General features: G+C 43.7%; 22 protein-coding genes. 13 read left to right on the top strand and 9 right to left on the bottom strand.

Annotated features, from left to right (window positions below):
• Positions 1-11: 11 nt before the first annotated feature.
• The 5 genes from AC1RM2_RS18835 (at position 12) to AC1RM2_RS18855 (ending at position 7924) form a co-directional block, all read left to right on the top strand.
• Positions 12-1634, top strand: a complete 1623-nt coding sequence (locus tag AC1RM2_RS18835) for a RagB/SusD family nutrient uptake outer membrane protein (protein WP_492986711.1) — start codon at positions 12-14, stop codon at positions 1632-1634.
• Between the two features lie 49 nt (positions 1635-1683).
• Positions 1684-3012 (top strand): BNR repeat-containing protein, encoded by a 1329-nt coding sequence (locus AC1RM2_RS18840; protein WP_492986712.1) that lies wholly within the window; start codon positions 1684-1686, stop codon positions 3010-3012.
• Positions 3013-3160: 148 nt separating this feature from the next.
• Positions 3161-4390, top strand: coding sequence for a DUF2264 domain-containing protein (locus AC1RM2_RS18845; RefSeq protein ID WP_492986713.1), 1230 nt, complete (start codon positions 3161-3163; stop codon positions 4388-4390).
• A gap of 381 nt (positions 4391-4771) precedes the next feature.
• Positions 4772-6028 (top strand): glycoside hydrolase family 88 protein, encoded by a 1257-nt coding sequence (locus AC1RM2_RS18850; RefSeq protein WP_492986714.1) that lies wholly within the window; start codon positions 4772-4774, stop codon positions 6026-6028.
• Entirely contained in the window at positions 6029-7924 is a 1896-nt protein-coding gene (locus AC1RM2_RS18855) for a glycoside hydrolase family 97 protein (protein ID WP_492986715.1), read from the top strand.
• A gap of 16 nt (positions 7925-7940) precedes the next feature.
• Here the strand turns inward: AC1RM2_RS18855 and AC1RM2_RS18860 are convergent, their stop codons facing one another.
• The 9 genes from AC1RM2_RS18860 to AC1RM2_RS18900 are packed head-to-tail and all read right to left on the bottom strand — an operon-like array spanning position 7941 to position 16824.
• Positions 7941-9026: a protein-glutamate methylesterase/protein-glutamine glutaminase gene (locus AC1RM2_RS18860; protein ID WP_492986716.1), complete on the bottom strand. Its 1086-nt coding sequence runs from the start codon at positions 9024-9026 to the stop codon at positions 7941-7943.
• A 12-nt stretch (positions 9027-9038) separates the two neighbouring features.
• Entirely contained in the window at positions 9039-9521 is a 483-nt protein-coding gene (locus AC1RM2_RS18865; protein WP_492986717.1) for a chemotaxis protein CheD, read from the bottom strand.
• Positions 9522-9541: 20 nt separating this feature from the next.
• Entirely contained in the window at positions 9542-10399 is an 858-nt protein-coding gene (locus AC1RM2_RS18870; protein ID WP_492986718.1) for a CheR family methyltransferase, read from the bottom strand.
• A 24-nt stretch (positions 10400-10423) separates the two neighbouring features.
• Entirely contained in the window at positions 10424-12073 is a 1650-nt protein-coding gene (locus tag AC1RM2_RS18875) for a methyl-accepting chemotaxis protein (protein ID WP_492986719.1), read from the bottom strand.
• Between the two features lie 24 nt (positions 12074-12097).
• On the bottom strand, positions 12098-13642 hold the full coding sequence (locus AC1RM2_RS18880; protein ID WP_492986720.1) for a HAMP domain-containing methyl-accepting chemotaxis protein: 1545 nt from the start codon (positions 13640-13642) through the stop codon (positions 12098-12100).
• A gap of 29 nt (positions 13643-13671) precedes the next feature.
• Entirely contained in the window at positions 13672-14145 is a 474-nt protein-coding gene (locus AC1RM2_RS18885; protein ID WP_492986721.1) for a chemotaxis protein CheW, read from the bottom strand.
• The gene (locus AC1RM2_RS18890) at positions 14136-16139 is read right to left on the bottom strand and encodes a chemotaxis protein CheA (RefSeq protein ID WP_492986722.1); all 2004 of its coding nucleotides are present in this window, start codon (positions 16137-16139) and stop codon (positions 14136-14138) included. The genes AC1RM2_RS18885 and AC1RM2_RS18890 overlap by 10 nt, the downstream gene beginning before the upstream one ends.
• Positions 16139-16513 carry a response regulator gene (locus AC1RM2_RS18895; protein ID WP_492986723.1) on the bottom strand — a complete coding sequence of 125 codons (375 nt, stop codon included), beginning with the start codon at positions 16511-16513 and terminating at the stop codon, positions 16139-16141. The genes AC1RM2_RS18890 and AC1RM2_RS18895 overlap by 1 nt, the downstream gene beginning before the upstream one ends.
• Positions 16513-16824 (bottom strand): STAS domain-containing protein, encoded by a 312-nt coding sequence (locus AC1RM2_RS18900; RefSeq protein ID WP_492986724.1) that lies wholly within the window; start codon positions 16822-16824, stop codon positions 16513-16515. The genes AC1RM2_RS18895 and AC1RM2_RS18900 overlap by 1 nt, the downstream gene beginning before the upstream one ends.
• A 175-nt stretch (positions 16825-16999) precedes the next feature.
• Here AC1RM2_RS18900 and AC1RM2_RS18905 point away from each other — a divergent pair, with 175 nt between their 5' ends.
• The 8 genes from AC1RM2_RS18905 (at position 17000) to AC1RM2_RS18940 (ending at position 25517) form a co-directional block, all read left to right on the top strand.
• Positions 17000-17323, top strand: a complete 324-nt coding sequence (locus AC1RM2_RS18905) for an ArsR/SmtB family transcription factor (RefSeq protein WP_492986725.1) — start codon at positions 17000-17002, stop codon at positions 17321-17323.
• 6 nt (positions 17324-17329) lie between these two features.
• A complete protein-coding gene (locus AC1RM2_RS18910; RefSeq protein WP_492986726.1) occupies positions 17330-17806 on the top strand; it encodes an SRPBCC family protein in 477 nt (158 codons plus the stop codon).
• Entirely contained in the window at positions 17803-18195 is a 393-nt protein-coding gene (locus AC1RM2_RS18915) for a DoxX family protein (protein WP_492986727.1), read from the top strand. Before AC1RM2_RS18910 ends, AC1RM2_RS18915 begins: the two co-directional genes overlap by 4 nt.
• 11 nt (positions 18196-18206) lie before the next feature.
• The gene (locus AC1RM2_RS18920; protein ID WP_492986728.1) at positions 18207-18764 is read left to right on the top strand and encodes a DUF4256 domain-containing protein; all 558 of its coding nucleotides are present in this window, start codon (positions 18207-18209) and stop codon (positions 18762-18764) included.
• 40 nt (positions 18765-18804) lie between these two features.
• Positions 18805-19383, top strand: a complete 579-nt coding sequence (locus AC1RM2_RS18925; protein WP_492986729.1) for a YdeI/OmpD-associated family protein — start codon at positions 18805-18807, stop codon at positions 19381-19383.
• 342 nt (positions 19384-19725) lie between these two features.
• Positions 19726-20973, top strand: a complete 1248-nt coding sequence (locus AC1RM2_RS18930; protein WP_492986730.1) for a YdcF family protein — start codon at positions 19726-19728, stop codon at positions 20971-20973.
• An 11-nt stretch (positions 20974-20984) separates the two neighbouring features.
• Positions 20985-21860: a hypothetical protein gene (locus AC1RM2_RS18935; protein ID WP_492986731.1), complete on the top strand. Its 876-nt coding sequence runs from the start codon at positions 20985-20987 to the stop codon at positions 21858-21860.
• Positions 21861-22238: 378 nt separating this feature from the next.
• Complete coding sequence (locus AC1RM2_RS18940) at positions 22239-25517, top strand: SusC/RagA family TonB-linked outer membrane protein (protein WP_492986732.1); 3279 nt, start codon at positions 22239-22241, stop codon at positions 25515-25517.
• The last annotated feature ends 11 nt before the right edge of the window (positions 25518-25528 follow it).

Genomic DNA, 25528 nt, shown 5'->3' on the forward strand with positions numbered 1-25528 from the left:
AGATAAACGACATGAAAAAGTATTCAATTATAGTGGCTTCTGTATCAGTGCTAATAATTGCATTTGCATCCTGTAAAAAGTCATACCTGGCCGAAAAGCCTTACTCCTCATACACCCCGCTCACGCTTAACGATTCATTGGGTTTTGAAGCCGCTGCTGTGGGCCTTTACAATTATGAAAGTACCATTTTAACCTATTCAAGCGCGCAGGGCTGGCCAAGTGTTTGGCAGGTAGGCACCGATGTGGCCAATGCTACAGCAAACCAGCAAGGTATTGAAGTGCCGTATTATAATTACGCGCAGCTTACCCCAACAGATGGGGCAGCTTCATATATATGGGGCAAATATTACGCTTTAATTAACAACGCCAACATTATTATCAAGGCCGTTGAAGATCCGTCGAACACCAAACTTACAGCCAAAGGCAAAAACATGATAGATGCCGAAGCTAAGTTTTTTAGGGCATATGCTTACAATAGCCTGGCTACCTTGTTTGGCAAAGTGCCATTGGTAACGGCCCCGCTTGCGGCGCCAAAAACAGATTTTGTGCGTGCTCCACTTGATCAGGTCAACAATCTTATAATAAGCGATCTAACGTTTGCAAGTACAAACCTGTCTGATTTAAATGCTGGTACCTCAAAACTAAACGTGCAAGGCAAGCCTGTAGATAGGGCTAATAAATACATGGCCATGCAGCTATTGGCCGAAGCCTACCTGCGCATGGGTAAAAACGACCTGGCCGAGCAACAGGCGCAGGCAGTTATCAGCAGCGGTAAATTTAGCCTGATAAGCAGCCGTTACGGTGTAAGGGCAAGCGGCGCCGGCGATTATTACTCAGATATGTTTGTGTATGGTAACCAGCGGCGCAGCCAGGGCAACTCTGAAGCTATATGGGTTATTGAGCAGGAAAATCCAAATTCGGTAGTTGGGGGTAATACAGATAATGCCCAGCAACGCCGTGTGTGGGGAGCCGCCTATTACAATATCAGCGGCATGGTAATTTGTGACTCGCTTGGCGGGCGTAGCATTGCCCGGTTAAGGTTAAGTAACTGGGTGTTGTACGGCCTATATCCAGCCGGAGATTTACGCAACTCACAATACAGTATCAGGAGGCGTTATTATATCAACAACCCAACTGCCGCCAACTATGGCAAGCAAGTACCATTTACCGGCCCGGACACCTTATATAAAATATGCCCAAGCATAACCAAATGGGGAGCGTTTGACCCTAACGACACTTTTGGTTATGCCATGATCAAAGATTTTATGATGATGCGCTTAGGCGAAACCTACCTGTTACTTGCTGAAGCACAAGTGAAACAAGGCAAAACCGCCGAGGCGGCAAATACTATTAATGCGTTGCGTACAAGGGCGCAGGCGCCATTGGTTACCGCCGATAAGATGACCCTTGATTTTGTACTTGATGAGCGTGCCCGCGAACTGATTGGCGAGGAAAACCGGAGGATGACATTGATGCGTACCGGCACCCTGGTTGATCGCGCGCTACGCCTCAATTCAAATGATGTTCAGCACGCAACAACCGGCCTGGCAGCAAAAAACCTGTTGTTGCCCATCCCGTTATCAGAAATTCAATTGAATAAGGATGCTGTTTTAGAACAAAATCCAGGTTATTAATATAATTCATAGTGTGTGGCAGCGTATATTGCCACACACTTTACTACTTATGCTTTTTAACCGCCTCAAACATTCCCTGTTTATAGCTTTATTGATAGGTAGCTTCCTGCATGCAGGTGCGCAAACTTACCCGGTAAAAATTAGCACCATTGGTCCCGGATGGGCTAATAACTCGGTGAATACAGTTGTTTTTCGCAAAAACTCGCTGGTTACTTTTAAAGGCCAACAATATGCCGCTTACTATAATCAGCAGCAGGTTTTAACCCTGGCCAAAAGAAAAGGCGGTTCAAATGAATGGCAAATTGCTGTCACCGCCTTCAAAGGCGATGCTACTGATGCACATAAAACCATCAGCATTATGGTTGATGGAGCCGGCTACCTGCATGTGGCCTGGGGCTTACACAATCAGCCATTAAACTACGCAATGGGCATTGCGCCCGGTAGCCTTATATTATCGGCACTAAAATCAATGACGGGAGTTGCCGAAGACCGCGTAAGTTACCCTGAATTTTACAGGCTTCCCCAAGGCGATCTGCTATTCCTTTACCGGGACGGTGCATCAGGTAATGGCAACCTTGTGCTTAACAGGTACAACGTATCGAAAAAAAAATGGGTAAACATACAACACAATCTTATTGATGGCGAAGGCAAACGCAATGCCTACTGGCAAATGGCCATTGATAAAAAAGGTTTTATACACCTGTCATGGGTTTGGCGCGAAAGCCCCGATGTAGCCAGTAACCATGATATGTGTTATGCAGTTTCAAAAGATGGCGGAATAAACTGGGAAAGATCGACCGGACAAACCTACAATTTGCCGATAACTGCCGCCACCGCCGAATACGCCTGCGAAATTCCACAAAAAAGCGAGCTCATTAATCAAACATCTATGGTTATTGAGGATGATGGTACCCCGTTTATAGCCAGCTACTGGCGGGAGGCAGGAGAGTCGGCCCCACAATACCACATCATTTATAAAAACAATGGCCAGTGGACAAGCAACAGTCTCGGTTTTCGCAAAACACCTTTTAGTTTAAGCGGAATGGGCACCAAGAGTATTCCGGTTTCACGCCCGCAAATTATAGCCTGGAAACAGGGTAAAAATACGGCCGCGGCCTTAATATTCAGGGATAAAGAGCGGGAGGATAAAGTTTCTGTTGCAGTTACCGGTAACCTGGCCGGGAATAAATGGACGGTTAATGATTTGTCGGCATTTGCTGTTGGCGCCTGGGAACCAACTTATGATACCGAACTATGGAAGGATAAAAAGACACTTAACCTGTTTATACAAAATGTAGTACAGGTAGATGGGGAAGGCCAGGCCAATATTGCCGCCCAGCCGGTACAGGTGCTGGAATGGAAACCGGCCGGTAATTAAAACAGAAAAACATGAAAATTAAAAATGCATGAAGTAGCCTTATACTGCTGATTTTTAGCAGGGCTGCCGCGTGCAAGTTGTAAACTGTCGGATTGATATTGTATATCGGTAGTCAGTTGGAGTATCTACATCAATTATTGAAATAACTATGAAAAAAGTACTGTTTTTACTTTGTGTTATGCTGCCCGCGCTTAATACGTGGGCACAAAAAAATGCATCAAATGGCCTTGTCGACAGGAAGCTGTGGCTGGCTTATATGGACAAAATAGCCCGGCCCGTAATATCAAACCTGGCCGAAGATAAGCTGAAGCAAAACATGCCGGTGAGTTTATCTGATCGTATAGACAATAAGGAAGGGCGTTCAAAAGTAGCTTATCTTGAAGCGTTTGGCCGTACCCTAAGCGGAATTGCCCCCTGGCTTAACCTGGAAGGTGGCGATGCCGCCGAAATTAAGTTACGCAATCAGTACCGCGCATGGGCATTAAAGGCGATAGCCAACGCGGTTAATCCGCAGGCTAAAGATTACCTGCAATGGAATGGCGGGCAGCCTTTGGTTGATGCATCGTATGTAGCCTTCGCGCTCGTCCGCAGCCCCTGGTTATGGGAACACCTGGATGCTGATGTAAAAAAACAGGTGGTTGATGCCATGAAGGTAACCCGTAATACCGTGCCGGTTTACTCCAACTGGATCCTGTTTTCGGGGATGATAGAAGCCTTCTTTTGTAAATACGATTTAGGGGACGACCCTGTACGCACCGAATTTGGCATCCGCGAGTTTATGCAGCACTGGTATGTTGGCGACGGGATGTTTTCTGACGGGATGACCTTTCATTTGGATTACTACAACAGCATAGTGATACAGCCCAATTTAAACGCCATGTTACAGGTGCAAGGCGAAAAAAAGAAGAATTATCAACACGAACAGGAACGCGTAAAAGCCATTGGCCAACGCTATGCCGAAATATTGGAGCGTTTAATTAATGCGGATGGCAGTTACCCGGCAACGGGCCGCTCAATAGTTTACAGGGCAGGGGTTTTCCATCATTTGGCCAATATGGCTTATATTAAACAACTCCCGGCCTCATTACCACCTGCACAGGTACGTTGTGCTTTAACTGCTGTTATCAAAAAGACATTGGAGTCGCCCGCTACATTTACGCCGGATGGATGGCTTAATATTGGCCTTTATGGCAAGCAGCCCGGCCTGGCCGATTTTTATATTACAACCGGCAGCTTATACATTTGCAGTAATGTTTTTGTACCGCTTGGTTTGCCCGAAACGGACGAATTCTGGAGCGCCCCACCCCTCAAATGGACGGCAGTTAAAATCTGGAGCGGAGAAGATGTAAAAGCCGACCATGCCCTGGATCTGAAGTAAAGAAAGGCGGGGCAATCGCATCTAAATTGGGTTAACATAACTTAACATATTTTAATTTATTGTTGTAAGTAGATGATAATTAGTATGTTGTGAATTTATGGTTAACATAAACTAAAGCCTATGTATTTAAGCCGGGTCGCATTCCTGATAATCGTGTTTTTTGCCAAATTGACTTCCTATCCCCCTTATTTGACCTAATGCTCCCCCCTGCGGGTTTTTGTTTTAAGCTACTTTCGAAACTCAATTATAAATGGTTGCTCCAATTTTGTTTGCGCCCGGCGGTAGATCGTTTTAGCAATTAGCAGATCGGCCGTTTTTACAATTAACAACATAGGTGTCTGCGGGGAGGCGAAGTACAAAATAGAGAATCAATAAAATCTTATGAAAAGAAATTATCTAAAAAATCGTTTCAATACCAAAGCGCTGTACAAAGTTTTAATCGTTCTGAAACTTTTGGGTGGTGGATTTCAGGCCCATGCTCAAAAAGGCTTGCAGGTATTACCCAATATAAACTATTGCGCCGAGCAAGCGCAAAAAACGTTAACTAATATTCCGGCAAATGGCAATAACCTGCCCCGTAATATAGTTAAAGGCAAAACAGACTGGCGATATGTAAATTACAAGGACTGGTGCAGTGGTTTCTGGCCTGGTATTTTATGGTACTTATATGAAGGAACCCATAATGAAAAATGGAAAACAGCTGCTGATCGTTTCACAAAGGAATTGCAGCCGCTTTCTGAGCATAGTGGTTTTGACCATGATTTGGGTTTCATGATATTTAACAGTTTTGGTAACGGTTACCGGCTAACAGGGAATCCCGGATATAAACGGGTTGTACTGCGTTCGGCAGATTCATTGGCCACTTTGTTTAATCCCAAAGTAGGTACCATATTGTCGTGGCCGTCAATGGTTAAAAAAATGGGCTGGCCTCACAATACCATTATCGATAACATGATTAACCTCGAACTTTTATTCTGGGCGTCAAAAAATGGCGGCAACCGGCACTTATACGATATCGCGGTTAAACATGCTGAAACCACCATGCACAATCATTTCAGGCCCGATTATACGTCTTACCACGTAGTGGTATATGATACCATTACCGGGAAAAAGATAAAAGGCATAACTCACCAGGGCTATGCGGATAACAGCATGTGGGCCAGGGGGCAATCATGGGCAATATATGGTTTTACTATGTGCTACCGCGAAACCGGCAAGCCAGAATTTTTAAACTTTGCACAAAAAGTAGCAGATGTATACCTGAGCCGCCTGCCGGCAGATTTGATCCCTTTTTGGGACTTTGATGATCCTGCTATCCCCAATGCGCCTAAAGACGCTTCGGCGGCCTGCGTAACCGCTTCGGCATTGCTGGAACTGTCTGGCTTTGTAACCGACAAACACAAGGCACAAATTTACCGGCAGAAGGCTGAAGCTATGTTGCAAACACTTTCTTCTCCCGCCTACCAGAGCCATCAGGTAAACAATGCCTTTTTACTTCATTCTACCGGGCATCACCCCGCTGGAACAGAAATTGATGCATCTATTATTTATGCCGATTACTATTATTTGGAAGCCCTGTTGAGGTTGGATAGATTACAACATGGCAAAGCCGCTCATTATCAACATAAATCAAACTAAATGAGGTATTTGCTATTAACTATAGTTTCGTTTATCGTTTTAGTGGCCAAAGGGCAAGGCTCTGCAACAGGTACGCCGCTTGTAATTCAATCGCCTGATAAAAATCTGAGTCTGAAGTTTTATCAAAAGCAGTCGGCCGGTAACAAGCGGGTTATGTATTACCAGGTAACTTATAAGGATAAACAGGTTATCAGCGAGTCGGTTCTGGATATTCAGCTGGATAACCAGTTATCTGAAAAGGCGATGGCGCTGAAGATAGATCAGCATAAAAACTGGTGCGAAAACCTGGTAATAAAGGATATAAAAACCACTACGCATGATACCAGCTGGATACCGGTAAATGGCGAACGCAGCCAGATCAGGGACCACTATAATGCTTGCGATATCACGCTGGTGAAGGATGATAACCCAATGTATGTGATGCAGGTACAAGTGCGGGTTTATGACGAAGGTGCTGCCATCCGGTATTACTTCCCAGAAAACGAAAAAGGGACGTATTACAACGTCGCCGCCGAAAATACCGAATTTAGTTTCCCGGCAGGTACCCAGGCCTGGTTTGCCAACTGGGCTCAGGCACCTTATTATAAGCTTCCACTGGCCGGCTGGCCCGGAGAAAGCGAACGTCCGCTTACTTTAGAGCTACCCAACGGGCTGTTTGTAGCGCTTGGCGAAGCGCAGTTGGTTGATTATGCCCGCACCAAATTTAAGTTAAGCGATGATAAGCCGAATACCATAGTAACGGCGATGTTTGGAGGGGCGCAGCTTGTATCTCCGGTAGGTACGCCATGGCGTGCAATTATGGTGGCCGGAACGCCCGGTGATTTAATAGCGCATGATTATATGATACTTAACCTGAATGAACCATCACGAATAGCCAATGCCGATTGGATAAAACCAGGTAAAATTATGCGTGTGATGACCCAAACCACTGCCGATGCCAAAAACAATATCGATTTTGCGGTAAAACATAAACTCCAATACATACTATTTGATTGGAAATGGTACGGGCCAGCCTTCAGCTTTAACTCGGATGCTGCAAAAGTGGCTATCCCCGATTTTGATTTACTGGGGATTATTCAATATGGTAAGGATAAATGTATTGGCGTATGGCTATACGTTAACCAGCAGGCATTAATGGCGCAAAGCGACAGCCTGTTTGCCGTATATAGCAAGTGGGGGGTAAAAGGCGTAAAATTTGGCTTTGTGCAGGTAGGCTCGCACCGCTGGACCACCTGGGTGGAGAAAGCCATACATCAGGCGGCGGCCAGCCACATAATGGTTAACATTCACGACGACTGGCGCCTTACCGGCGAGCAACGTACCTGGCCCAACCTGATGACAGCCGAAGGGGTACGCGGTAACGAAGAAATGCCTGATGCTACGCACAATACCATATTGCCTTTTACCCGCTATTTAGCCGGCCCTGCTGATTATACCATCTGTTATTTTGATAAGCGTATAAAAACCACCCATGCCCACCAACTGGCATTGGCGGCTATTTACTATAGCCCTTTGCAAACGCTGTATTGGTATGATAAGCCATCGGCAGCGCCTAACGAACCTGAACTGGAGTTTTGGGACAATATTCCCACTACCTGGGACGAAACAAGGGTAATACAGGGAGCGCCGGGGCAATATATTACAACCGCAAGGCGCAAAGGAACCGGGTGGTTTGTAGGGACCGTTACCAATAATGAAGCCAGGACGTTAAAAATGGCGCTCACCTTTTTGAAGCCGGGCAAAAAATACCGGGCCAAAATATATAGCGATGATGCCGGGGTGGCTACCACTACGCACGTGCGGGTTAGCAGCAGTTTGGTTAACAGTAAAACTGTTTTAACCATTAACCTGCAACCATCAGGAGGCGAGGCGATGCATTTAGAAGAAATTAAATGAGAATTTCAACAGCTTGTTAAACAAACCTCTTATCATTTACGAGGTGAACTACATATCTCGAGATTTCTTTCAACGGTAAAATCTTGTCTGCTGCATTCAGCATAATGGCTTCTTTTGGCATGCCGAAAACAACGCAGGAACTTTCATCCTGTGCTATGGTCCGGCCGCCGGCCTGCTTTATTTCAAGTAAGCCCCGGGCGCCATCATCGCCCATGCCTGTTAAAATTATTCCGATGCCATTTTGCCCGGCATAAATAGCTGTAGAGCGGAACAATACATCCACAGCCGGGCGATGACGGTTTACCAGCGGACTATCATTCAGTTCAACATAATATTGCGATCCTCTTCTTTTAAGTAAAAGGTGGCGATTGCCAGGGGCTATTAAGGCCGTGCCTGGCTTAACCAGGTCTCCGTCTTCTGCTTCCTTAACGCCTATTTTACACAAACTGTCCAGCCGCTCGGCAAACAGGCGGGTAAAGTTTTCTGGCATGTGCTGTACTATTACAATACCCGGAATATCAACGGGGAGGGCTTCTAAAAATACCCTTATTGCTTCGGTACCACCGGTTGATGCACCTACTGCAATTACTTTATCACTAATAATACTTTGATTTTTAGGTTTAACATATTGCAGTACGGCATCGGCTGATAATTTAGGTACCACCGTAGGTTTTTCGGCAATGGATTTCCTGGCAAGTTTGGTAAGCGCTGCCGATTTAACAATTTCGCAAATCCTGCTCCTGGCCTCATTTGTAAGTGCCGACTCTTCAAACATTTCTTTTGTAAGTACCTCAACAGCGCCATATTCTAACGCTTTCAGCGTTACTTCCATATCCCTCCCGCTGCGCCCGGTTATGATAATGACCGGAATTGGGTGCTGGGACATTATTTTTTTGAGAAAGGTAATCCCATCCATGCGGGGCATTTCCAAATCAAGGGTAATAACATCCGGAACCTGCATAGTCATTTTGCTTGCTGCAATATATGGGTCGGCTGCCGTGGCCATAACTTCAATTACCGGGTCGGCGCTTAAAATTTTGCCCAGCAATTGCCTGAATATGGCAGAGTCGTCAACAATAAGAACTTTAATTTTATTCTTCATACGGGTGAGGTATTAGCCCTTGGTATCTATTTGCTGATCAGGAAAGTTTTGTTTAATATATTTGATCATTACCTTACCACTTTCCGAGTAAAATAAAACCTTCCGCCCACGGTATCCTCCAACATTATGGCTTAAAATCGGTATTTGCTCCTTTTTTAACACCTCGATAGCCAGCCCGATATTGCGTTCGCCAATATGGAATACGCCATTGGGGGCGCCTGTTTCGCAGCCCCCGAATACCTTGGCCTTTAAATTGCTTTTATTGCTGCCCAAGGCCAGCATTTTATTAATGATAGCCGGTATGGCAATGTCGCCATATTTATTTGATGGAGAGCCCTCGCCATTCCAGTACGGCAGCATATAATGGTTAATACTTCCAAATTCCAATACGGGGTCCCAAAGGGCCACTGCTACACATGAGCCTAAAATAGTATCGACAATGTGAGGCTTTCTGCTCGCAAAAATCGACCCCGGGTATAAATAATATCTGTCCATTATAAAATAATAGTGACTGTTTATTTTCTTCTAAAAATATTGGGCCGTATTTGCGTTAATGGTAAATTCATATTCGACACGGATTCTGAATGGCCCAGGAACAGATACCCCCCCGGCTCTAATTTCGAACATAGCTTCAGGATCACTTTTTCCTGTGTTGGCCGGTCAAAATAAATCAAAACATTGCGGCAGAAAATGACATTGAAATTTGCTATCGGACCAAAATCTTCGTCGATGAAATTTAAACGGCCAAACTTTACTTTTTCCCGTAACTGTGGTACAATGCGCACAGTTTTGTTATGCATATCCTTGCTTTTAAGCAGGAACTGGCGTTTTAATGCAATTGGCACGGGGGCCACTTTATCTTCGGTATATACCGCTAATGCCGCAGCCTGCAAAACCCTGCTCGAAATATCGGTACCCCATATATTAAAGCTAAACCCCATATGTGTTTCGGCAAACAGGCTTAAAACCATGGCCAATGTATAGGGCTCTTCGCCGGTAGAGCAGCCGGCGCTCCAAACCTTGAAGGGCTTTGCGGGGGAATAATCGCGAAAAACCCCGGGCAATATATTATTTGATAAATAATCAAAATGTACAGATTCCCTGAAAAAATCGGTTTTATTGGTAGTCACCACATCAATCATGTGAATAAGTTCAGAACGCTGGCCTTCGTTGCTGAATATAAACTCGCAATATTTTTTATATGATGGCATATTTAAAGTTCTGAGCCGTTTAAGCAAACGTCCCTCCAGCATTATTTTCTTTGATGGCGGCAACTTAATTCCATAATTGGTATATATAAATGTACTTAGCCTGTTAAAGTCCAGGTCGGTCATTTTGGAATTATCAAAACTATCAATGTTAAAATACACCATAACAGGGTAACTCAGGATAGTATGTTAAAATTTTTCATAATCGGCATCAAGGCTATCCATGTTCAGGCTAACCCCGTTTGATGATGATTTGTATTTTGGCAAATGGCTCACCTTTGCCGTATTCCGCCTGGGCCTTATTAATGAGTTAGGCTGGGCAATTGACGCTTTGTATTTTGAGCCGTTTTCGAACCTGAAAAATGAGATAATTTCCTTTAACTGATCGGCCTGGGATGAAAGCTCTTCGGCGCTGGCAGCCATCTCTTCGGAGGTAGCGGCATTTTGCTGGGTAACCTGGTTAAGCTGTTGTAAGGCGCTATTAATTTGGCCCGCGCCCAGGTTCTGTTCAGAACTTGACGCGTTAATTTCTTCAACCAGTTTGGCCGTATGCTGAATATTAGGCACGATTTCGCCCAGGAGCCTGCCCGATTTTTCGGCAATGGTAACGCTCGATTTTGAAAGTTCATTAATCTCGGTTGCTGCAACCTGCGATTTTTCTGCCAGTTTCCTTACCTCGGCTGCAACAACGGCAAAGCCCCGTCCCTGGTCGCCGGCGCGCGCGGCCTCAACGGCAGCGTTAAGGGCAAGTATATTTGTTTGCCGCGCTATATCGCTTATAATGGTAATTTTCTCGGCAATAAGCTTCATCGAGCTAACGGCTTCATTAACAGCAACACTGCCATCCTGGGCATCGGCCGAGGCCTTAATGGCTATTTTTTCTGTTTGATGGGCGTTGTTGGTGTTTTGCTGTACGCTTGCCACCATCTCTTCCATAGATGACGAAACCTGTTCGGTAGCGGCAGCCTGTTCGGTAGCCCCTTCAGACATTTGCTGCGACGATGAGCTTAACTCCTGGCTTGCCGCCACAATATTATCAGAAGCCGAGCTTACGTACGAAATAACATTTTTAAACTTATTGATCATGCCTTTTAAATCTTCCAGCAAAAAGCCAATCTCATCATTGTTAGCCACGTTAATATCAACGGTTAAATCCCCTTCGGCAAGTTTTGATACTACTGTTGTTGCATTTAAAATGGCTTTTTTGATGCTGTATACAATAAGTAATGATATTGATAGTGAAATGGCTATGCCAAATAATATAATAATATAAGAGTGCACTTTTGCGTCTGAATATATTTCCTGGCCTTTGTCATACTCCTCTTTAGATACCGCTACCTGTAGGTCAATCAATGCGTTGATATTGCTTATAATAGGATCTATTTTCTGAGATAGCTCATTTTGGGCAAAAGCTGACAGGGCAACTTTATCCTCTTTGTCTATAATCGACTGGAGCGACTCCAATGATTCGTCGGAACTGCGCATCAGCTCTTCGGTTTGTGCAGCCAGTTTTTTCTCTTCGGGTGTTGCATACGTGGCGTTATAGGCTTTCCAGTTGTTATCAATTTCTTCCTGGGCCCTGATGATTTTTCTTTTACCCGCTTTTAAATCAATAAAACCGTCCTTCATTTTTTGAGTAACGCCTTCAATATTTATAGCGTACATTTCGTCAATTAAAGTTAGCTGTTTAAGGCATACTACGCGGTCCTTAAACACTGTTTCCAGCGATCCGTTTACGTTGCTTAAATTGTTCAGCCCATATAAACCTATTGCCACAAGGGTAAATGAAGTGAGGAAAACCATGACAAATAGTTTTGTCGAAATTTTAATATTGTTCATAACATTTGGTCGTTTAAGTTCGGTTTAATATTTCTCATATTTTTCGTCTATTGGGTCTTTCCCGTTCATATCTATGTTGATGCCTTTAGGAAAACGCCCGGTTACAGGTTTCTTCTTAACAGGATGATGGCTCCCGGCAAATGTTTTCTGATATGGCTTGTTAGCCGGCATACGCCGTATTTCTGCGTTTGATTTAACATCGTTTCCGATGTCAAAATTTACAATATCCTTCAACTGATCTGCCTGGCCCGAAAGCTCTTCCGAGCTCGCAGCCATCTCTTCAGAAATTGCAGCATTTTGCTGTATAACCTGGTTCAATTGCTGCAAGGCGTTATTAATTTCATTGGCGCCGGTATTTTGCTCCATACTGGATATGCTAATTTCCTGCACCAGCTTGCACGTTTTTTGTACTTCGGGCACAATCATATCAAGCAGCTTTCCTGATCTTTCGGCTATAGTTACACCCGATTTAGACAGGTTGTTAATTTCATGGGCTGCTGTTTGGCAACGTTCGGCAAGTTTCCTTACTTCGGCAGCTACCACTGCAAAGCCGCGCCCGTTATCGCCGGCCCTTGCGGCCTCAACTGCGGCATTTAACGCTAAAAGATTGGTTTGGCGGGCAATATCACCAATAATTGAAATCCGGTCTGCAATCTCTTTCATGGATTGTACGGTAATATTAACCGCCTTGTTGCCTTCAACAATATCTTCAACAACCTTTAGGGCTATTTTTTCGGTTTGCAAAGCGTTTTCGGTGTTTTGCTGTATGCTGGATACTATTTCTTCCATTGACGACGAAACCTCTTCGGCCGATGCCGCCTGTTCTGTAGCGCCCTCAGACATTTGCTGCGCCGATGAACTCATTTGCGAGCTGGCCGATGAAATATTTTCTGAAGCTACCTGAGCGTACGAAACCAGGTCTTTAAGCTTTGCAACAATACCGTTGATGTTTTTAATGATAACGAAGGCCAATAATAATGAGATGATTACGCCCGAAGATATAACAACATAGGCGTGAATTTTAGCCGTTGCATATACGTTTTCGCCGTTTTTATATTCATCATTGGCCACTGAAATCTGGATATCAACAAGGGCGTTAATATTGTTGAGGATAGAATCAACTTTGGGGTTAACATCGCTAAGGGCAAGGGCTGCGAATGCGGGTTTATCCTCTTTGTCCATGATCGCTTTAAGAGACTCTAACGATTCGTCGGTGTTGCTCATCAGCTCAGCGGTTTCGGCGGATAGTTTTTTTTCTTCGGGAATAGCGCCGGTAGCTACATAGGCCGCCCAATTACTTTTAATTTCTTTTTGCGCCCTGGTAATTTTCTTTTTACCCGCTTTAAAACTAATACTACCCTCTTTTATTTGCTGGCTAACACCTTTGATATTGATTAGGTACATGTCCGAAACAATTTTTAATTGTTTAAGGCATACTACCCGGTCTTCAAATACCGTTTGGAGCGATCCGTTTACTTCTTTTAAATTAAGCTGCCCGGTAATGCCTATTGCCCCAATGGTGAGGAACAGCACGCCAACCAGGATGTAAAGTTTGGTTGAAACTTTCATGTTGTGTAACATCATATCATGTTTAAATATTAACTTTCAGTAATAGCATACACATCGTCGGCCGAGAAAACTTTATCGATATTTAATATCATGACAAAATTATCCTCTATCTTTCCAATGCCGGTTATAAAATCTTCGCGGTACATGGCACCCATGCTTGCCGAAATCTGGATGTCCTCATCGGGGATATCAATTACTTTTTGAACCGAATCAACAATGGCGCCCACCAGTAATGGTTCTTTTCCGCTATCGATATTCAATACCACAATACAGGTATCAATGGTAAATTCGGCATCGGGCATGGCAAACTTGTTGCGGGCATCCATTACGGGTAAAATATTGCCCCGTAAATTAATTACCCCTTTCATAAATGCCGGCGATTTGGGCACTTTGGTAATAGGGCTCATTTCTAAAATTTCTAATACATCGCCCACGTTGATAGCAAAAAGCTCGTTTTGAAGCTTAAACGTTAAGTAAGATTGTGTTTGCAGTTTTATTGACATATTGCAAGGCGTTTTTGGTGTAAGTATTCTTCAACAACTTTATTGGTATCTAACACAAGGGCAATTTTGCCATCCCCCAATATGGTTGCCCCCGAAATGTGGTCCATATTCTGGAAATATCTTCCAAGCGGTTTTAAAACGGCCTGAAATTTCCCTACGATATTATCGACAATTAAGGCTACCCTTTTTTCATCGTAGTATACCAATATGATTTCCTGCGAGCCCGACAGGTTTTCTTTGCCATCAAATTCCTCGCTTAAGCTGATGAATGGGATTTGTTCACCGTCGAGTATGATGAGGTTATTGAAGCGGTTTAGTTGCTGAACCGCAGGCGCTTCAAAACAGCGATCGACGGCGGCCAGCGGGATAACAAATGAAACATCGTTAATTTTTACCAGCAGGCCATCAATTATAGATACGGTGATTGGTAATTTTATAGTAATTGTTGTGCCGATATTTGGCTGAGAGCTTATTTTAATCTGCCCCCTGATATCTTCAATCCTGCGTTTTACAACATCCATACCCACACCCCGGCCCGAAATTTCGCTTACCTGTTCTGCAGTTGAAAATCCGGGGAGGAAAATAAGGTTGAAAATTTCTTTTTCACTCAGTACTTCATCTTTGCCAATAATTCCTTTTTGTATGGCCTTATCCCTTATTTTTTGCGGATCGATGCCTTTTCCGTCATCCTGAATTTCGATGTAAACATTAACCCCGGCACAAAAGGCCTTGAATAAAATTTTGCCATGCCTTTTTTTACCTGCCTTAACCCTGTCATCCGGGTACTCGATGCCATGATCGATGCTGTTTCTGAGGAGGTGCATGATTGGGTCGGCCAGGCCCTCCATAATGTTTTTATCCAGTTCGGTATCGGTACCCTCAGTAACAAAGTCTATTTCTTTATTCAACTCGCTGGCCAGGTCCCTAACCAGGCGGTTAAACGGGTTGAGCATATTTTTAATAGGCACAAGGCACATACTAAATGCGTTATCCCGAAGCCTGGTTGATATTTTCTCGAGGTTTTCGGTAACCGCCAATAACTCCGATTGTGGGTTTTGGTCGGTAAGTGTGCCCAGTTTGGCCTGTAAGGTCATTAACTCGCTTACAAGGCTCATGAGGTTGTCCAATCTTTCGGAGGGCACCCTGATGCTCGATATCACATTTTTTTTGGCTGGTTCTGTGGCTCCCGTTTTTGAAACCTGCGGCGCAACATCGTTAGCTTCTTCGGCATAGCCGGCGCTCTCATTTTGCTGCGGCAGGGGCTCTTCGGACTGGGGCATTAAATTAATTTCGAGCTTGCACCGGCCTTCAACGAAAACAAATACCTCCCTGATGGTATCGATATCAACGCCGGTAGCCAGGTAAATATCCCAGGAGGTGTAACAATATGTTGGCTCGATATCCTGCAGCGAAGGGATATGGTCAATATTTGGAATAACTGTACAGTTACCAAGTGTTTGCAATTCCTCTAACAGGTAAACGGGATTAGTGCCATTATAAAATATCTCTTTATCGGGCGCAAAAATGATGTGATAATTTTTTAACCCGTTATTTTCATATGTTGCTGTTTGAGCAACCGGGGCAAGGGGGTTGCCTTCCATATTTACTCCGGCCAAAATATCCTTCAAAATTTTCACTACCCTTGCAGTAAGGCTATCGTGTGTTTTTTGATGCTGAATATCCAATTCGCCCTGGTTTTTAGCCAGGTAAGTTAAGTGGTCAAGCGAATCGAGGGTAACATCAATAATTTCTTTAGTGATTTTTTTCTGCCCGCTGCGTACGTGCTCGTATATTGATTCAAGGTGGTGGGTAAATTCTGTAATTGCTTTAAAACCAAACATCGAGCTGTTTCCTTTTAATGTATGCATAGCCCTGAAAACCTGTTGTATTAGTGCAGGATCGCCGGGGCTGGTTTCCATTAAAAGCAGGCTCTTTTCCATGTCGGCTATCACTTCCATGGCATCATCGCTAAAGTTTTGTTGGTATTGGTCCATTATCCTATCATTTTTTTAACCGTGGAAACCAATTTTTCTTTAATAGCATCTTTACTTAATAATACCGTTGCGCCAGACGTTTTGATGTAGTCCCGGATGCTGATCGTACTATCCGAAACAAATAGCACAACGGGTAAAAATCTATAATACTGCATGTTCCTTATCTCGTTAATTAGCTGCAAGCCATCCTTATTGGGCATGTTCAGATCTGTAATAACCAGGTCGATATTTTTTTTATCAAATTGAGTTAAAGCATCTTCGCCATCGCAACCGGTTAAAACCTGGTAGCCTGCTTTTTTTAGCATGGAGCTTATCAGCCTTAACACCATTTCAGAGTCATCAACCAATAACACTGTTTTGCTTCCACCGTTCATTAAACAGATATAAATTTATTAAAGCCCGAATTATTTAACACTTCGCTGATGTACGCCGTTGGCTCAAAAACATAATGAACGTTTTTCCCCTGGTCAGATGCGCTCCGGGATAAGGCCATCAGCAGTTGTAATGCTGTGAGGTCTATTTTATCGATATTTTTAAAATGTAGCTCAACATGGTCATGATTGGCAAGAAGCAACAAAAACTCATTTTTCATTTCTACGGAATCCCTGATCTCCAGGCTACCGTTGATTGTTGTTTGTATTCCATTATCGCCTATAGGCGTATTTACGAAAGAAACATTTTCCATGTATAAACCAATTTATTAGCGGTGCTTATTTAACTTATTGGTGTTTAACGCATAATGAGCTATCAAGGTTATGTTTTGGCAAAACAGGTTTTATCCCAAACAAGTACCAAAAAAAAAGAGAAAAATTTGCGTAGTTAAATAACTACACTTATATTTGTAGTCAAATAGCTACGCAATGAATTTAAGACGAGATGTATTCCAGGCCATAGCCGACCCGACAAGAAGAGCTATACTTTTGTTGGTTGCCACACAATCGATGACTGCCGGTGCAATAGCTTCAAACTTTAACACGGCAAGGCCAACAGTTTCAAAACATTTACAAATACTCACCGAGTGCGAACTGCTTGGCCAGCAGCAAACCGGCCGGGAAATTTACTATCATATTAACGCGAAAAAGATGAAAGCCATAGCCGATTTTATTGAACCGTTCCGCCAGATGTGGGATGACAGGTTTAACAAACTGGAAGAGATCATGAAAAACTATCAACAAAAAAAATAGCATATTATGGAACTTAAAACGAAGATTAACGCCGAAGACGACAAACAGTATCTGGTAATTACAAGGGAGTTTGATTTACCGTTGGAAATGCTTTTTAAGGCCCACATTGAGCCCGAAATAGTGGAACAATGGATGGGGACTAAAGTGCTGAAACTCGAAGGAAAAAAGCACGGCAGCTGGCAGTTTGAAACATCAGATGCAAAAGGAAACGTAGTTTTTAGGGCCAACGGGGTAATTCACGAGTTTGTGCCGAACCAGAAAATCACCCGGACTTTTGAAATGGAAAACACGCCTTTCCCTGTCCAGCTTGAGTTTCTGGAATTTGAACAACTCACCAGTGCAACCAGTAAAATCAACATACGTATTGTATATAAATCAGTTGAAGACAGAGACCAAATGCTAAAGCTGCCATTTGCCCAGGGCCTTAATATGGCGCATAACCGGTTAGAAGACACGTTAAAAAAATTAAATAATATATCATGACAAAGCGCAATAAAATTATCTATTGGGTTGCTACCATCTGGCTTGCATTAGGGATGATATCAACCGGAATAGTGCAGTTATTTAAGATGAAAGAAGGGCAGGGGGGAGCAGACAGTATAACACACCTGGGTTATCCTGTTTATTTATTAACAATATTAGGCGTATGGAAATTTTTGGGCGTTGTAACGGTGCTTATTCCTAAATTGCCTTTGATAAAGGAATGGGCTTATGCAGGCTTTTTTTTTGTAATGACAGGCGCAATATTTTCGCATGTGGCATCTGGCGATACTGTTAAGGAAATATTCCCGTCGTTACTACTGTTGGCGTTAACGATAGTATCGTGGTATTTCAGGCCTGCAGATAGGAAGATGATTTCAGTTAACTCATAAAAAAGAATGGTATGAACCCTAAACTATCAGCAGAAAAGAGCGATGAATTACTCGCATTATTGAAAGCCCGCTTTGAAAAAAATATGAACCGCCATGAAGGCATTGAATGGGGCGCTGTGCAAGCAAAACTGCAGGCTAATGCTGGGAAATTATGGTCGCTTAATGAAATGGAAATAACCGGCGGCGAGCCGGATATTATTGGCCTTGATAAAAACACAGGCGAATACATTTTTTACGATTGCTCGGCCGAAAGCCCTAAAGGTCGCAGAAGCCTTTGTTATGATAGAGCGGCGCATGATGCACGGAAAGAATTTAAGCCGGAAAATACTGCTATTGACATTGCTGCTGCCATGGGTGTTGAGATTTTAACAGAAGACCAATACAGAGAATTACAGAAGCTTGGCAAGTTTGATTTGAAAACATCGAGCTGGATAAAAACGCCAGCGGAGATCAGGAAACTTGGCGGGGCTGTATTTTGCGATCGGCGATACGATACCGTGTTTCTTTATCATAACGGAGCCGAATCCTACTATGCCGCAAGGGGTTTTCGCAGCTCGTTAAAGGTGTGAATTTTGTATAGCAACTGATAACCAATATTGAGCATATACCATGAATCCGAAGGTTGATTTTTATTTTGACAAGGCCGAAAAGTGGCACGAAGAACTGGAACAATTAAGATTGATTATTTTGGATTGCGGGCTTACCGAAGAATTGAAGTGGGGCTGTCCTTGTTATACTTATCAGAAAAGTAATATCGTACTGATACATGTGTTTAAAGAATACTGCGCGGTTTTATTTTTCAAAGGAGCGTTGCTTAATGATGCCACCGTTATTTTGATTCAGCAATCAGAAAATGTACAGGCAGCGCGCCAGGTGCGGTTTACCAACGTGCGGGAAATAATAGAGTTGAAAGCCACCCTTAAAGCCTACATTTATGAAGCCATTGAAGCCGAAAAAGCAGGTTTGAAAGTGAGTTTGAAAAAGACAACCGAATTTGCAATGGCCGAAGAGTTTAAAAATAAATTAGATGAAATGCCGATGCTGAAAACGGCATTTGATGCATTAACACCCGGGCGGCAAAGGGCGTACCTGTTATATTTTGCTGCACCCAAACAATCCAAAACCCGCGATGCAAGGATTGAAAAATATATACCCCAAATTCTGGATGGAAAGGGGTTAAACGATTAGTATACTATAAACTGATGTTCCCTTGAAAAGTGAACACATTGAATTTTAAAAGTGTTTTATTGGGGATGAATAACCACTGCCGGTTCTCTTTAATATCCGTCTCTCCATATCAACAGCAACCAAACCTGGTTACTGCTCTACGCCATCAAGTTCCAAAATTTAATGAAAACCGGTTGATTCACTTGCGCTATCCGGCAATCGCCTGCCTCGCAAATCTGGTAAGTTTTACATTCGTAGTACTTTACTTGCCTTCTGTGGCCGCACCATCTATGAGATTGTTACCTGGAGTTAATCTTAAGTTTAATTAAGAGGGGTTTCTTTACGCTTTGTTAAAAAACGCCTATGAAAAAATTTATAGTATTATTGGTGCTGTGCCTTAGTTGGTTAAGCAACTATGCCCAGGCGCCCCTGGCAGCCGGCGAAAAAAAAGTATCAACGGACTATGTGGAGGTTAAAAATTACTACTTGCTCTCGCTTTTTGAGCAGGATAACGAAGTTGGTTTATTACTTAACGGCGATGCCCAACTGGCGCAGCTCACTCAACAAAAATTAAGCAAGCTCAATACGTCCCTTACCGATTGTAGCGATGCATCGTGCTTAACGGCTGCTGTTAAACTTACAGACGAAGAGATCAGTTTAGTTACCGAACGCCTTGCTGCGCTTTATAAACCAGGCAACGCTTTGGATAAGTTGGTAAAAACAAAGCTGATTCCATCCGGTGCGTATAGTTTATATAAAAAACTACCCGATGTCGAGCTCTTGCAGAAAGCCTGGGAACAGGATGCCGGCAGTGTTAATTATACCATTGCGGTATATGCCGAAGGCAAAAAACCTAACTACCCGCAAATAGATTCTATCAGTTACAATGTTCATGCAAAGGCTTATCGTACGTTGATGTATGATGTTACTACTACTTTGATTGGTGACGTTAAAAACACGCGTTTGTTTTTTGAGCCGTCGATGCAGGCTGCGCTGCTTTATCTGCAGATAAATGAACGGCAGGATCCTGCCAACTACGAGCCTATGGAATTTGGGGCGAATAAGGCTGCAGTCAACAGGATAAAAAGTATTAAATGGTCTGCTTATCCGTACTCAAACATCCTGGTACCCGGCGCAGGGCCCGACAATTTAACATCGCCTTTAAGCGGCGAAGGCATGCTGCGCTGCAGGCTGGCCGTTCAGCAATATAAATTGGGTAAAGCTCCGTTCATCATCGTATCTGGCGGCAAAGTGCATCCATACAAAACAAAATATAACGAGGCCGAGGAGATGAAGGTTTACCTGATGAAAACCCTGCACATCCCCGAAAATGCCATCATCATTGAGCCACACGCCCGCCATACTACTACCAATATGCGTAACAGCGCCCGGCTTATTTATAAATACGGCATTCCGGCCAATAAGCCCGGTATTGTGGTAACAGATAAATCGCAAACCGATTTTATTATGACGATGGATGCCCGCTGTCAAAAGGAACTGAACTACGTGCCTTACAAACTGGCCAAACGTAACTCGGAAACCGAGGTTGAATACTACCCGGTTGAAGATGCCAAACAAATCGATCCCGACGAACCACTTGACCCACGATAAACATTCAACATATGCAAAAAATTACTTTAACCATAGTTGCTGTAATATTAGGTATCGGGAGCCTGACAACCGGCAATATTGATCATCAGTTCCAACGCTCAATCACTATCGATTCTTTGGGCGCTTGTCAGGGGATATCGTACCAAAACGGCCGCATATTTTTATACGGTGACCGCGAAGCAGGCATAATCCGTGAGTTTAAAATGGAGGGCGATAGCCTGGTTTATCAGCATAAAGAAGTAAAGCTTACCAAAAACGGGCAGGATGTAATTAACCACCCTACCGGGATAGCCTATAACGGCGTGGGCCCAACTTTTATAGGTAACTCCATCCGCCTTAACGCCGAGGGTACCAAATGGAAAGCTGTTATTTATTGTGTTGATTGGAAAGCACTGTTGAGCACCGGTACGCTTGATGCCAGCCTGCTCAATACCATTGATGATGACGCCTGTATACAAGGCACCCGCCCCGAGTATGTTAAATATAATAATAAGTGGTATGTGGCCACCGCCGATTATGGCGACCATGGAAACGAGGTAAGATTATATGATCCGCAGAAGCTGGCAAAAGCAGCAAACACAAAAGAGGCGGGTGTGCTTTACAAAAAATTTACGTGCACGCCCTGGGTGCAAAACCTGCACTGGATAGCCGATAAAGGCGTGCTGGTGCTTATCCAAAATAAAATTGAGGGACGGCAATGGCGTTTTACCTACGTCGACCTCAAAAAATCGATAGAAGCTGGTAAGCAGGTAGTAATTAGCCAGGTTGATGATATTAACCGGGCCGATGAGCTGGAAGGATTTTCATTTATTGGCAACGATGAAAGGGGAATTGCGGTAACATCATCACGAAAAGGCAATGTAAATTTCACTAAAACAACCTGGTAAAAACCGGTGAAATGTACCAGCTTACAGGCGCCGGCATACACCCGGTTGCCTTTTTTATTAATACAAACTTAACGTTTAAGTAGCCCGGTGTTAAGATAGCTGGTTTAATTTTGTTGCCATTACTGCAATATTAATAATCTATAATTAATATTATATTATCACAAGGCAATAATTATTGTGATAATATTAAAATCTGCCATGTATTTTAATTTAAATGCCTATGTAACATTAATTTAAACTTAACATCGATAGCCGGCGATAAAACATAGAAACCGGTGAATGCGCTAACATTCACACGGTTCCCGGAATAATTGTCAAAAAACTAAAAAAGCGGTCGAAAGCTTTACTGTCATTTCCTAACAATCAACTTTTAAAAATATGAATAAAAAGATTATCCGTGATCTTTTTGGAAGGTTTTTGCTAAAACCTTTTACCTGCCTCATGATCATGGCAACCGCGTTTAACTCAAACGCTGCAACCCTTATTAAAATTGCGGTTAACCAGGCAACTCAAGTATCCGGTACCGTAACCGATGAAACCAACCAACCGCTGCCTGGCGTATCAGTAATGATCAAAAACACCAATAAAGGTACATCAACAGATGTGAGCGGAAAATATAGTATATCAGCAGAACCAGGTGCTGTGCTTGTTTTTAAATTTATTGGGTACCTGCCAAAGGAAATAACCGTTGGCGACCAGGCCAATATAAATGTTAAACTGGTGCCACAGGCCAACATGCTTAATGAGGTTGTAGCCATTGGCTACCAAACCATCCGTAAAAGCGATGTTACCGGTTCGGTTGCCAGCGTAAAATCAAGCGATTTAAATCTTTCTTCTCCTTCATTGGGGCAGGCTCTTGTTGGTAAGGTATCGGGTGTACAGGTATCGCAAACGAGCGGTGCGCCATATACCAGCCCAAAAATCAGGGTTAGGGGTATAGGCTCGTTTAATGCCAGTTCTGATCCGTTGTACGTTATCGACGGTTACCCATCAAATGACATCTACATTAACCCGGAAGATGTGGAAAGTATCGACGTATTAAAAGATGCTGCATCGGCCGCTATTTACGGTTCGCGGGCATCTGGCGGCGTGGTATTAATCACCACTAAAAAAGGTAAATTAGGTAAAGGCCGTTTTGAATACGATGTGCAAACCGGGATTGACCAGCTGGCCCACAAAGTAAAACTGCTGAATGCCGACCAGGCTGCCCAGTTGGTAATAGATGGCCGTAACAACGCCTATCATGACCTTTGGGTAAACACCGGCCATACCTGGAATGATGCCATGTATTCTGACCCGAATGCAACCCGTGTAACCAATGTAGGTAATACCGGCAGCGTAAGTATCCCCGATGGCTTGTATAATTTCGCTACGCAAACCCCTATTAAGCAAACCGTAAATACCGATTGGCAGGATGAGTTGTACCGCAACACATTTATGCAAAAGCATACGCTGTCGTTTTCGGGCGCATCAAGCGATATCCGTTACTATGTGAGCGGCTCATACCAAAACCAGCCGGGTATTATTCAAAGTACCGGCCAGCAGCGCTATAACTTCCGTGCAAATATTGATGGCGATGTAAGCAAACGCATCCACATAGCGGCCAATGTAGCTTACACCCAAAACACCAACCAGGAAATACAGGAAGGTCGTTTTGACCACAGCCCAATTCTTGGCGCGCTTATTTATATGCCTTACCTGCCCGCCTATAATGCCGATGGTTCATTAGCAACCAATGCCGAAGCTGCCGGCTCAACCCAATATGGTTACCAGGGTATTGAAAACCCGGTTGCACTTGCCGAGCGTATTAAAATTAACAGGAAAGGGTACCGTGGCCATTACAACGCGGCCGCTATATACCATATATCGAAAGATCTTGACTTTAAAACTAACCTGGGTACCGAAACCTATACAGAGAAGTATGATTATTACTACCCCACCACGCTAAGCAGTGGTGCTTTCCCTCCGGGTTCACAGCAGTCAATTTTGGCGGCTAACGCGCAGGCTTCAAACCTGGTAACTGTTGATAGGCTTGCCGAGTTTACCTTAAATTACAATAAGCAAATTGGCAAACACCACTTTGACGCCCTGGCAGGTTACACCGCGCAAATTACCTCTGCCGATTATATCAGCGTAAAAGCAAACGGCTTCCAAAATGATGCGATTCCCGAAATATCAAACAGGGGCGCCCTGGCAGCTAACTTTGCTTTAAACTCTGCTTATAAGAGTGAATATACCCTGTTATCATACCTTGGCCGTGCTAACTATAACTACGCAGGTAAATACTTTTTAACCGCATCGTTCCGTGCCGATGGTTCATCACGTTTTGGGCCGGCAAATAAGTATGGTTACTTCCCATCGGTTGCTGCCGGCTGGAACCTGTCCGACGAGGACTTTTACCATAACTTCCTTGGCGATCAATCAACTGTTAAAATCCGCGCAAGCTGGGGCAAAAGCGGTAACTTCAATATCCCTAACTACGCCATACAACAAACATTGGCAGCGCCAACAGGTACAGTGCTTGATGGTAACAGCGCCGTAACTGCAACTTATCCGGGTGGGATTAAAGATAACACGCTGAGTTGGGAAACTACTTCGCAGTATAACTTTGGTACCGATATCTCTTTGTTTAAAGGCCGCCTTTCAATTATTGCCAACTATTACCTGAGTTATTCATACAACCTGCTGTATAACCAGCCAATTTCGGCAATATCGGGCAGTACAACGATACTAACCAACCTGCGCGATTCCAAAATCCGTAACAGCGGTTTTGATTTCCAGGTAGATGGCAGAATAATTAACAGTAAGGATTTTACTTTTGGTGCAAGCGGTAATATTTCATTAAACCGGAATAAAGTTGTTAAACTGCCATCAAACAACACCCTGATTATTAACGGTGCCGAGCGCTCATACCTTACCAGCATAACTACGCAAGGGCAGCCAATTGGTATGTTTTATGGCTTTAAAGTTGGCGGTATAATTACTGCCGATAATTTAGGTAAAACCGCGCCGTCTGCCTCACAAACCAACCCTGCTAAAATAGGAGACCTTTGGTTTGTTGATACCAATCACGATGGGATTGTAAACGATGCGGATAAAGGTATTATCGGTTCGCCATATGCCAAATTTACTTACGGCTTTGCCTTAAACAGTACTTATAAACATTTTGATTTAAGCGCTGCCTTCAACGGATCGTACGGAAACCAGATTCTGGACGGACAGGACTATTACCTGTATAATGGCGAGGGCTCGGGCAATCAATACGCCAACGTAGCCAACAGGTACAGGAATGCAGAAAACCCGGGCGATGGCTCTTTTTACCGCGCTTCACGTGCCGGTACGCAAAGTAACAGTACCCGTTTATCAACCTTTTACCTGCAAAGCGGCTCGTACCTGCGTTGTACCAACTTAACATTAGGTTACACCCTGCCGGGCTTTTTGCAAAATACTTTGGGCCTTACCAAGGCACGTGTTTTTGCAAGCGTAGTTAATGCGTTTACTATAACCAAATATAAAGGCTATAACCCCGATGTAGATTATAACTACTCTGGTGCCGCATCAAACAGCACGCAGCCTGCCAACCTTGCGCCTGGTATCGATTACGGTACCTACCCGCTGGTTAGGTCATACAACTTAGGTGTAAACGTTACTTTTTGATAAATTTTTTA

The sequence above is a fragment of the Mucilaginibacter sp. GW822-FHT03E02 genome (assembly GCF_058801545.1).

Coding starts and splice junctions, on each gene's coding strand:
- AC1RM2_RS18835 (WP_492986711.1), top strand. CDS start 12: ATGAAAAAGTATTCAATTATAGTGGCTTCTGTATCAGTGCTAATAATT.
- AC1RM2_RS18840 (WP_492986712.1), top strand. CDS start 1,684: ATGCTTTTTAACCGCCTCAAACATTCCCTGTTTATAGCTTTATTGATA.
- AC1RM2_RS18845 (WP_492986713.1), top strand. CDS start 3,161: ATGAAAAAAGTACTGTTTTTACTTTGTGTTATGCTGCCCGCGCTTAAT.
- AC1RM2_RS18850 (WP_492986714.1), top strand. CDS start 4,772: ATGAAAAGAAATTATCTAAAAAATCGTTTCAATACCAAAGCGCTGTAC.
- AC1RM2_RS18855 (WP_492986715.1), top strand. CDS start 6,029: ATGAGGTATTTGCTATTAACTATAGTTTCGTTTATCGTTTTAGTGGCC.
- AC1RM2_RS18860 (WP_492986716.1), bottom strand. CDS start 9,026: ATGAAGAATAAAATTAAAGTTCTTATTGTTGACGACTCTGCCATATTC.
- AC1RM2_RS18865 (WP_492986717.1), bottom strand. CDS start 9,521: ATGGACAGATATTATTTATACCCGGGGTCGATTTTTGCGAGCAGAAAG.
- AC1RM2_RS18870 (WP_492986718.1), bottom strand. CDS start 10,399: ATGGTGTATTTTAACATTGATAGTTTTGATAATTCCAAAATGACCGAC.
- AC1RM2_RS18875 (WP_492986719.1), bottom strand. CDS start 12,073: ATGAACAATATTAAAATTTCGACAAAACTATTTGTCATGGTTTTCCTC.
- AC1RM2_RS18880 (WP_492986720.1), bottom strand. CDS start 13,642: ATGAAAGTTTCAACCAAACTTTACATCCTGGTTGGCGTGCTGTTCCTC.
- AC1RM2_RS18885 (WP_492986721.1), bottom strand. CDS start 14,145: ATGTCAATAAAACTGCAAACACAATCTTACTTAACGTTTAAGCTTCAA.
- AC1RM2_RS18890 (WP_492986722.1), bottom strand. CDS start 16,139: ATGGACCAATACCAACAAAACTTTAGCGATGATGCCATGGAAGTGATA.
- AC1RM2_RS18895 (WP_492986723.1), bottom strand. CDS start 16,513: ATGAACGGTGGAAGCAAAACAGTGTTATTGGTTGATGACTCTGAAATG.
- AC1RM2_RS18900 (WP_492986724.1), bottom strand. CDS start 16,824: ATGGAAAATGTTTCTTTCGTAAATACGCCTATAGGCGATAATGGAATA.
- AC1RM2_RS18905 (WP_492986725.1), top strand. CDS start 17,000: ATGAATTTAAGACGAGATGTATTCCAGGCCATAGCCGACCCGACAAGA.
- AC1RM2_RS18910 (WP_492986726.1), top strand. CDS start 17,330: ATGGAACTTAAAACGAAGATTAACGCCGAAGACGACAAACAGTATCTG.
- AC1RM2_RS18915 (WP_492986727.1), top strand. CDS start 17,803: ATGACAAAGCGCAATAAAATTATCTATTGGGTTGCTACCATCTGGCTT.
- AC1RM2_RS18920 (WP_492986728.1), top strand. CDS start 18,207: ATGAACCCTAAACTATCAGCAGAAAAGAGCGATGAATTACTCGCATTA.
- AC1RM2_RS18925 (WP_492986729.1), top strand. CDS start 18,805: ATGAATCCGAAGGTTGATTTTTATTTTGACAAGGCCGAAAAGTGGCAC.
- AC1RM2_RS18930 (WP_492986730.1), top strand. CDS start 19,726: ATGAAAAAATTTATAGTATTATTGGTGCTGTGCCTTAGTTGGTTAAGC.
- AC1RM2_RS18935 (WP_492986731.1), top strand. CDS start 20,985: ATGCAAAAAATTACTTTAACCATAGTTGCTGTAATATTAGGTATCGGG.
- AC1RM2_RS18940 (WP_492986732.1), top strand. CDS start 22,239: ATGAATAAAAAGATTATCCGTGATCTTTTTGGAAGGTTTTTGCTAAAA.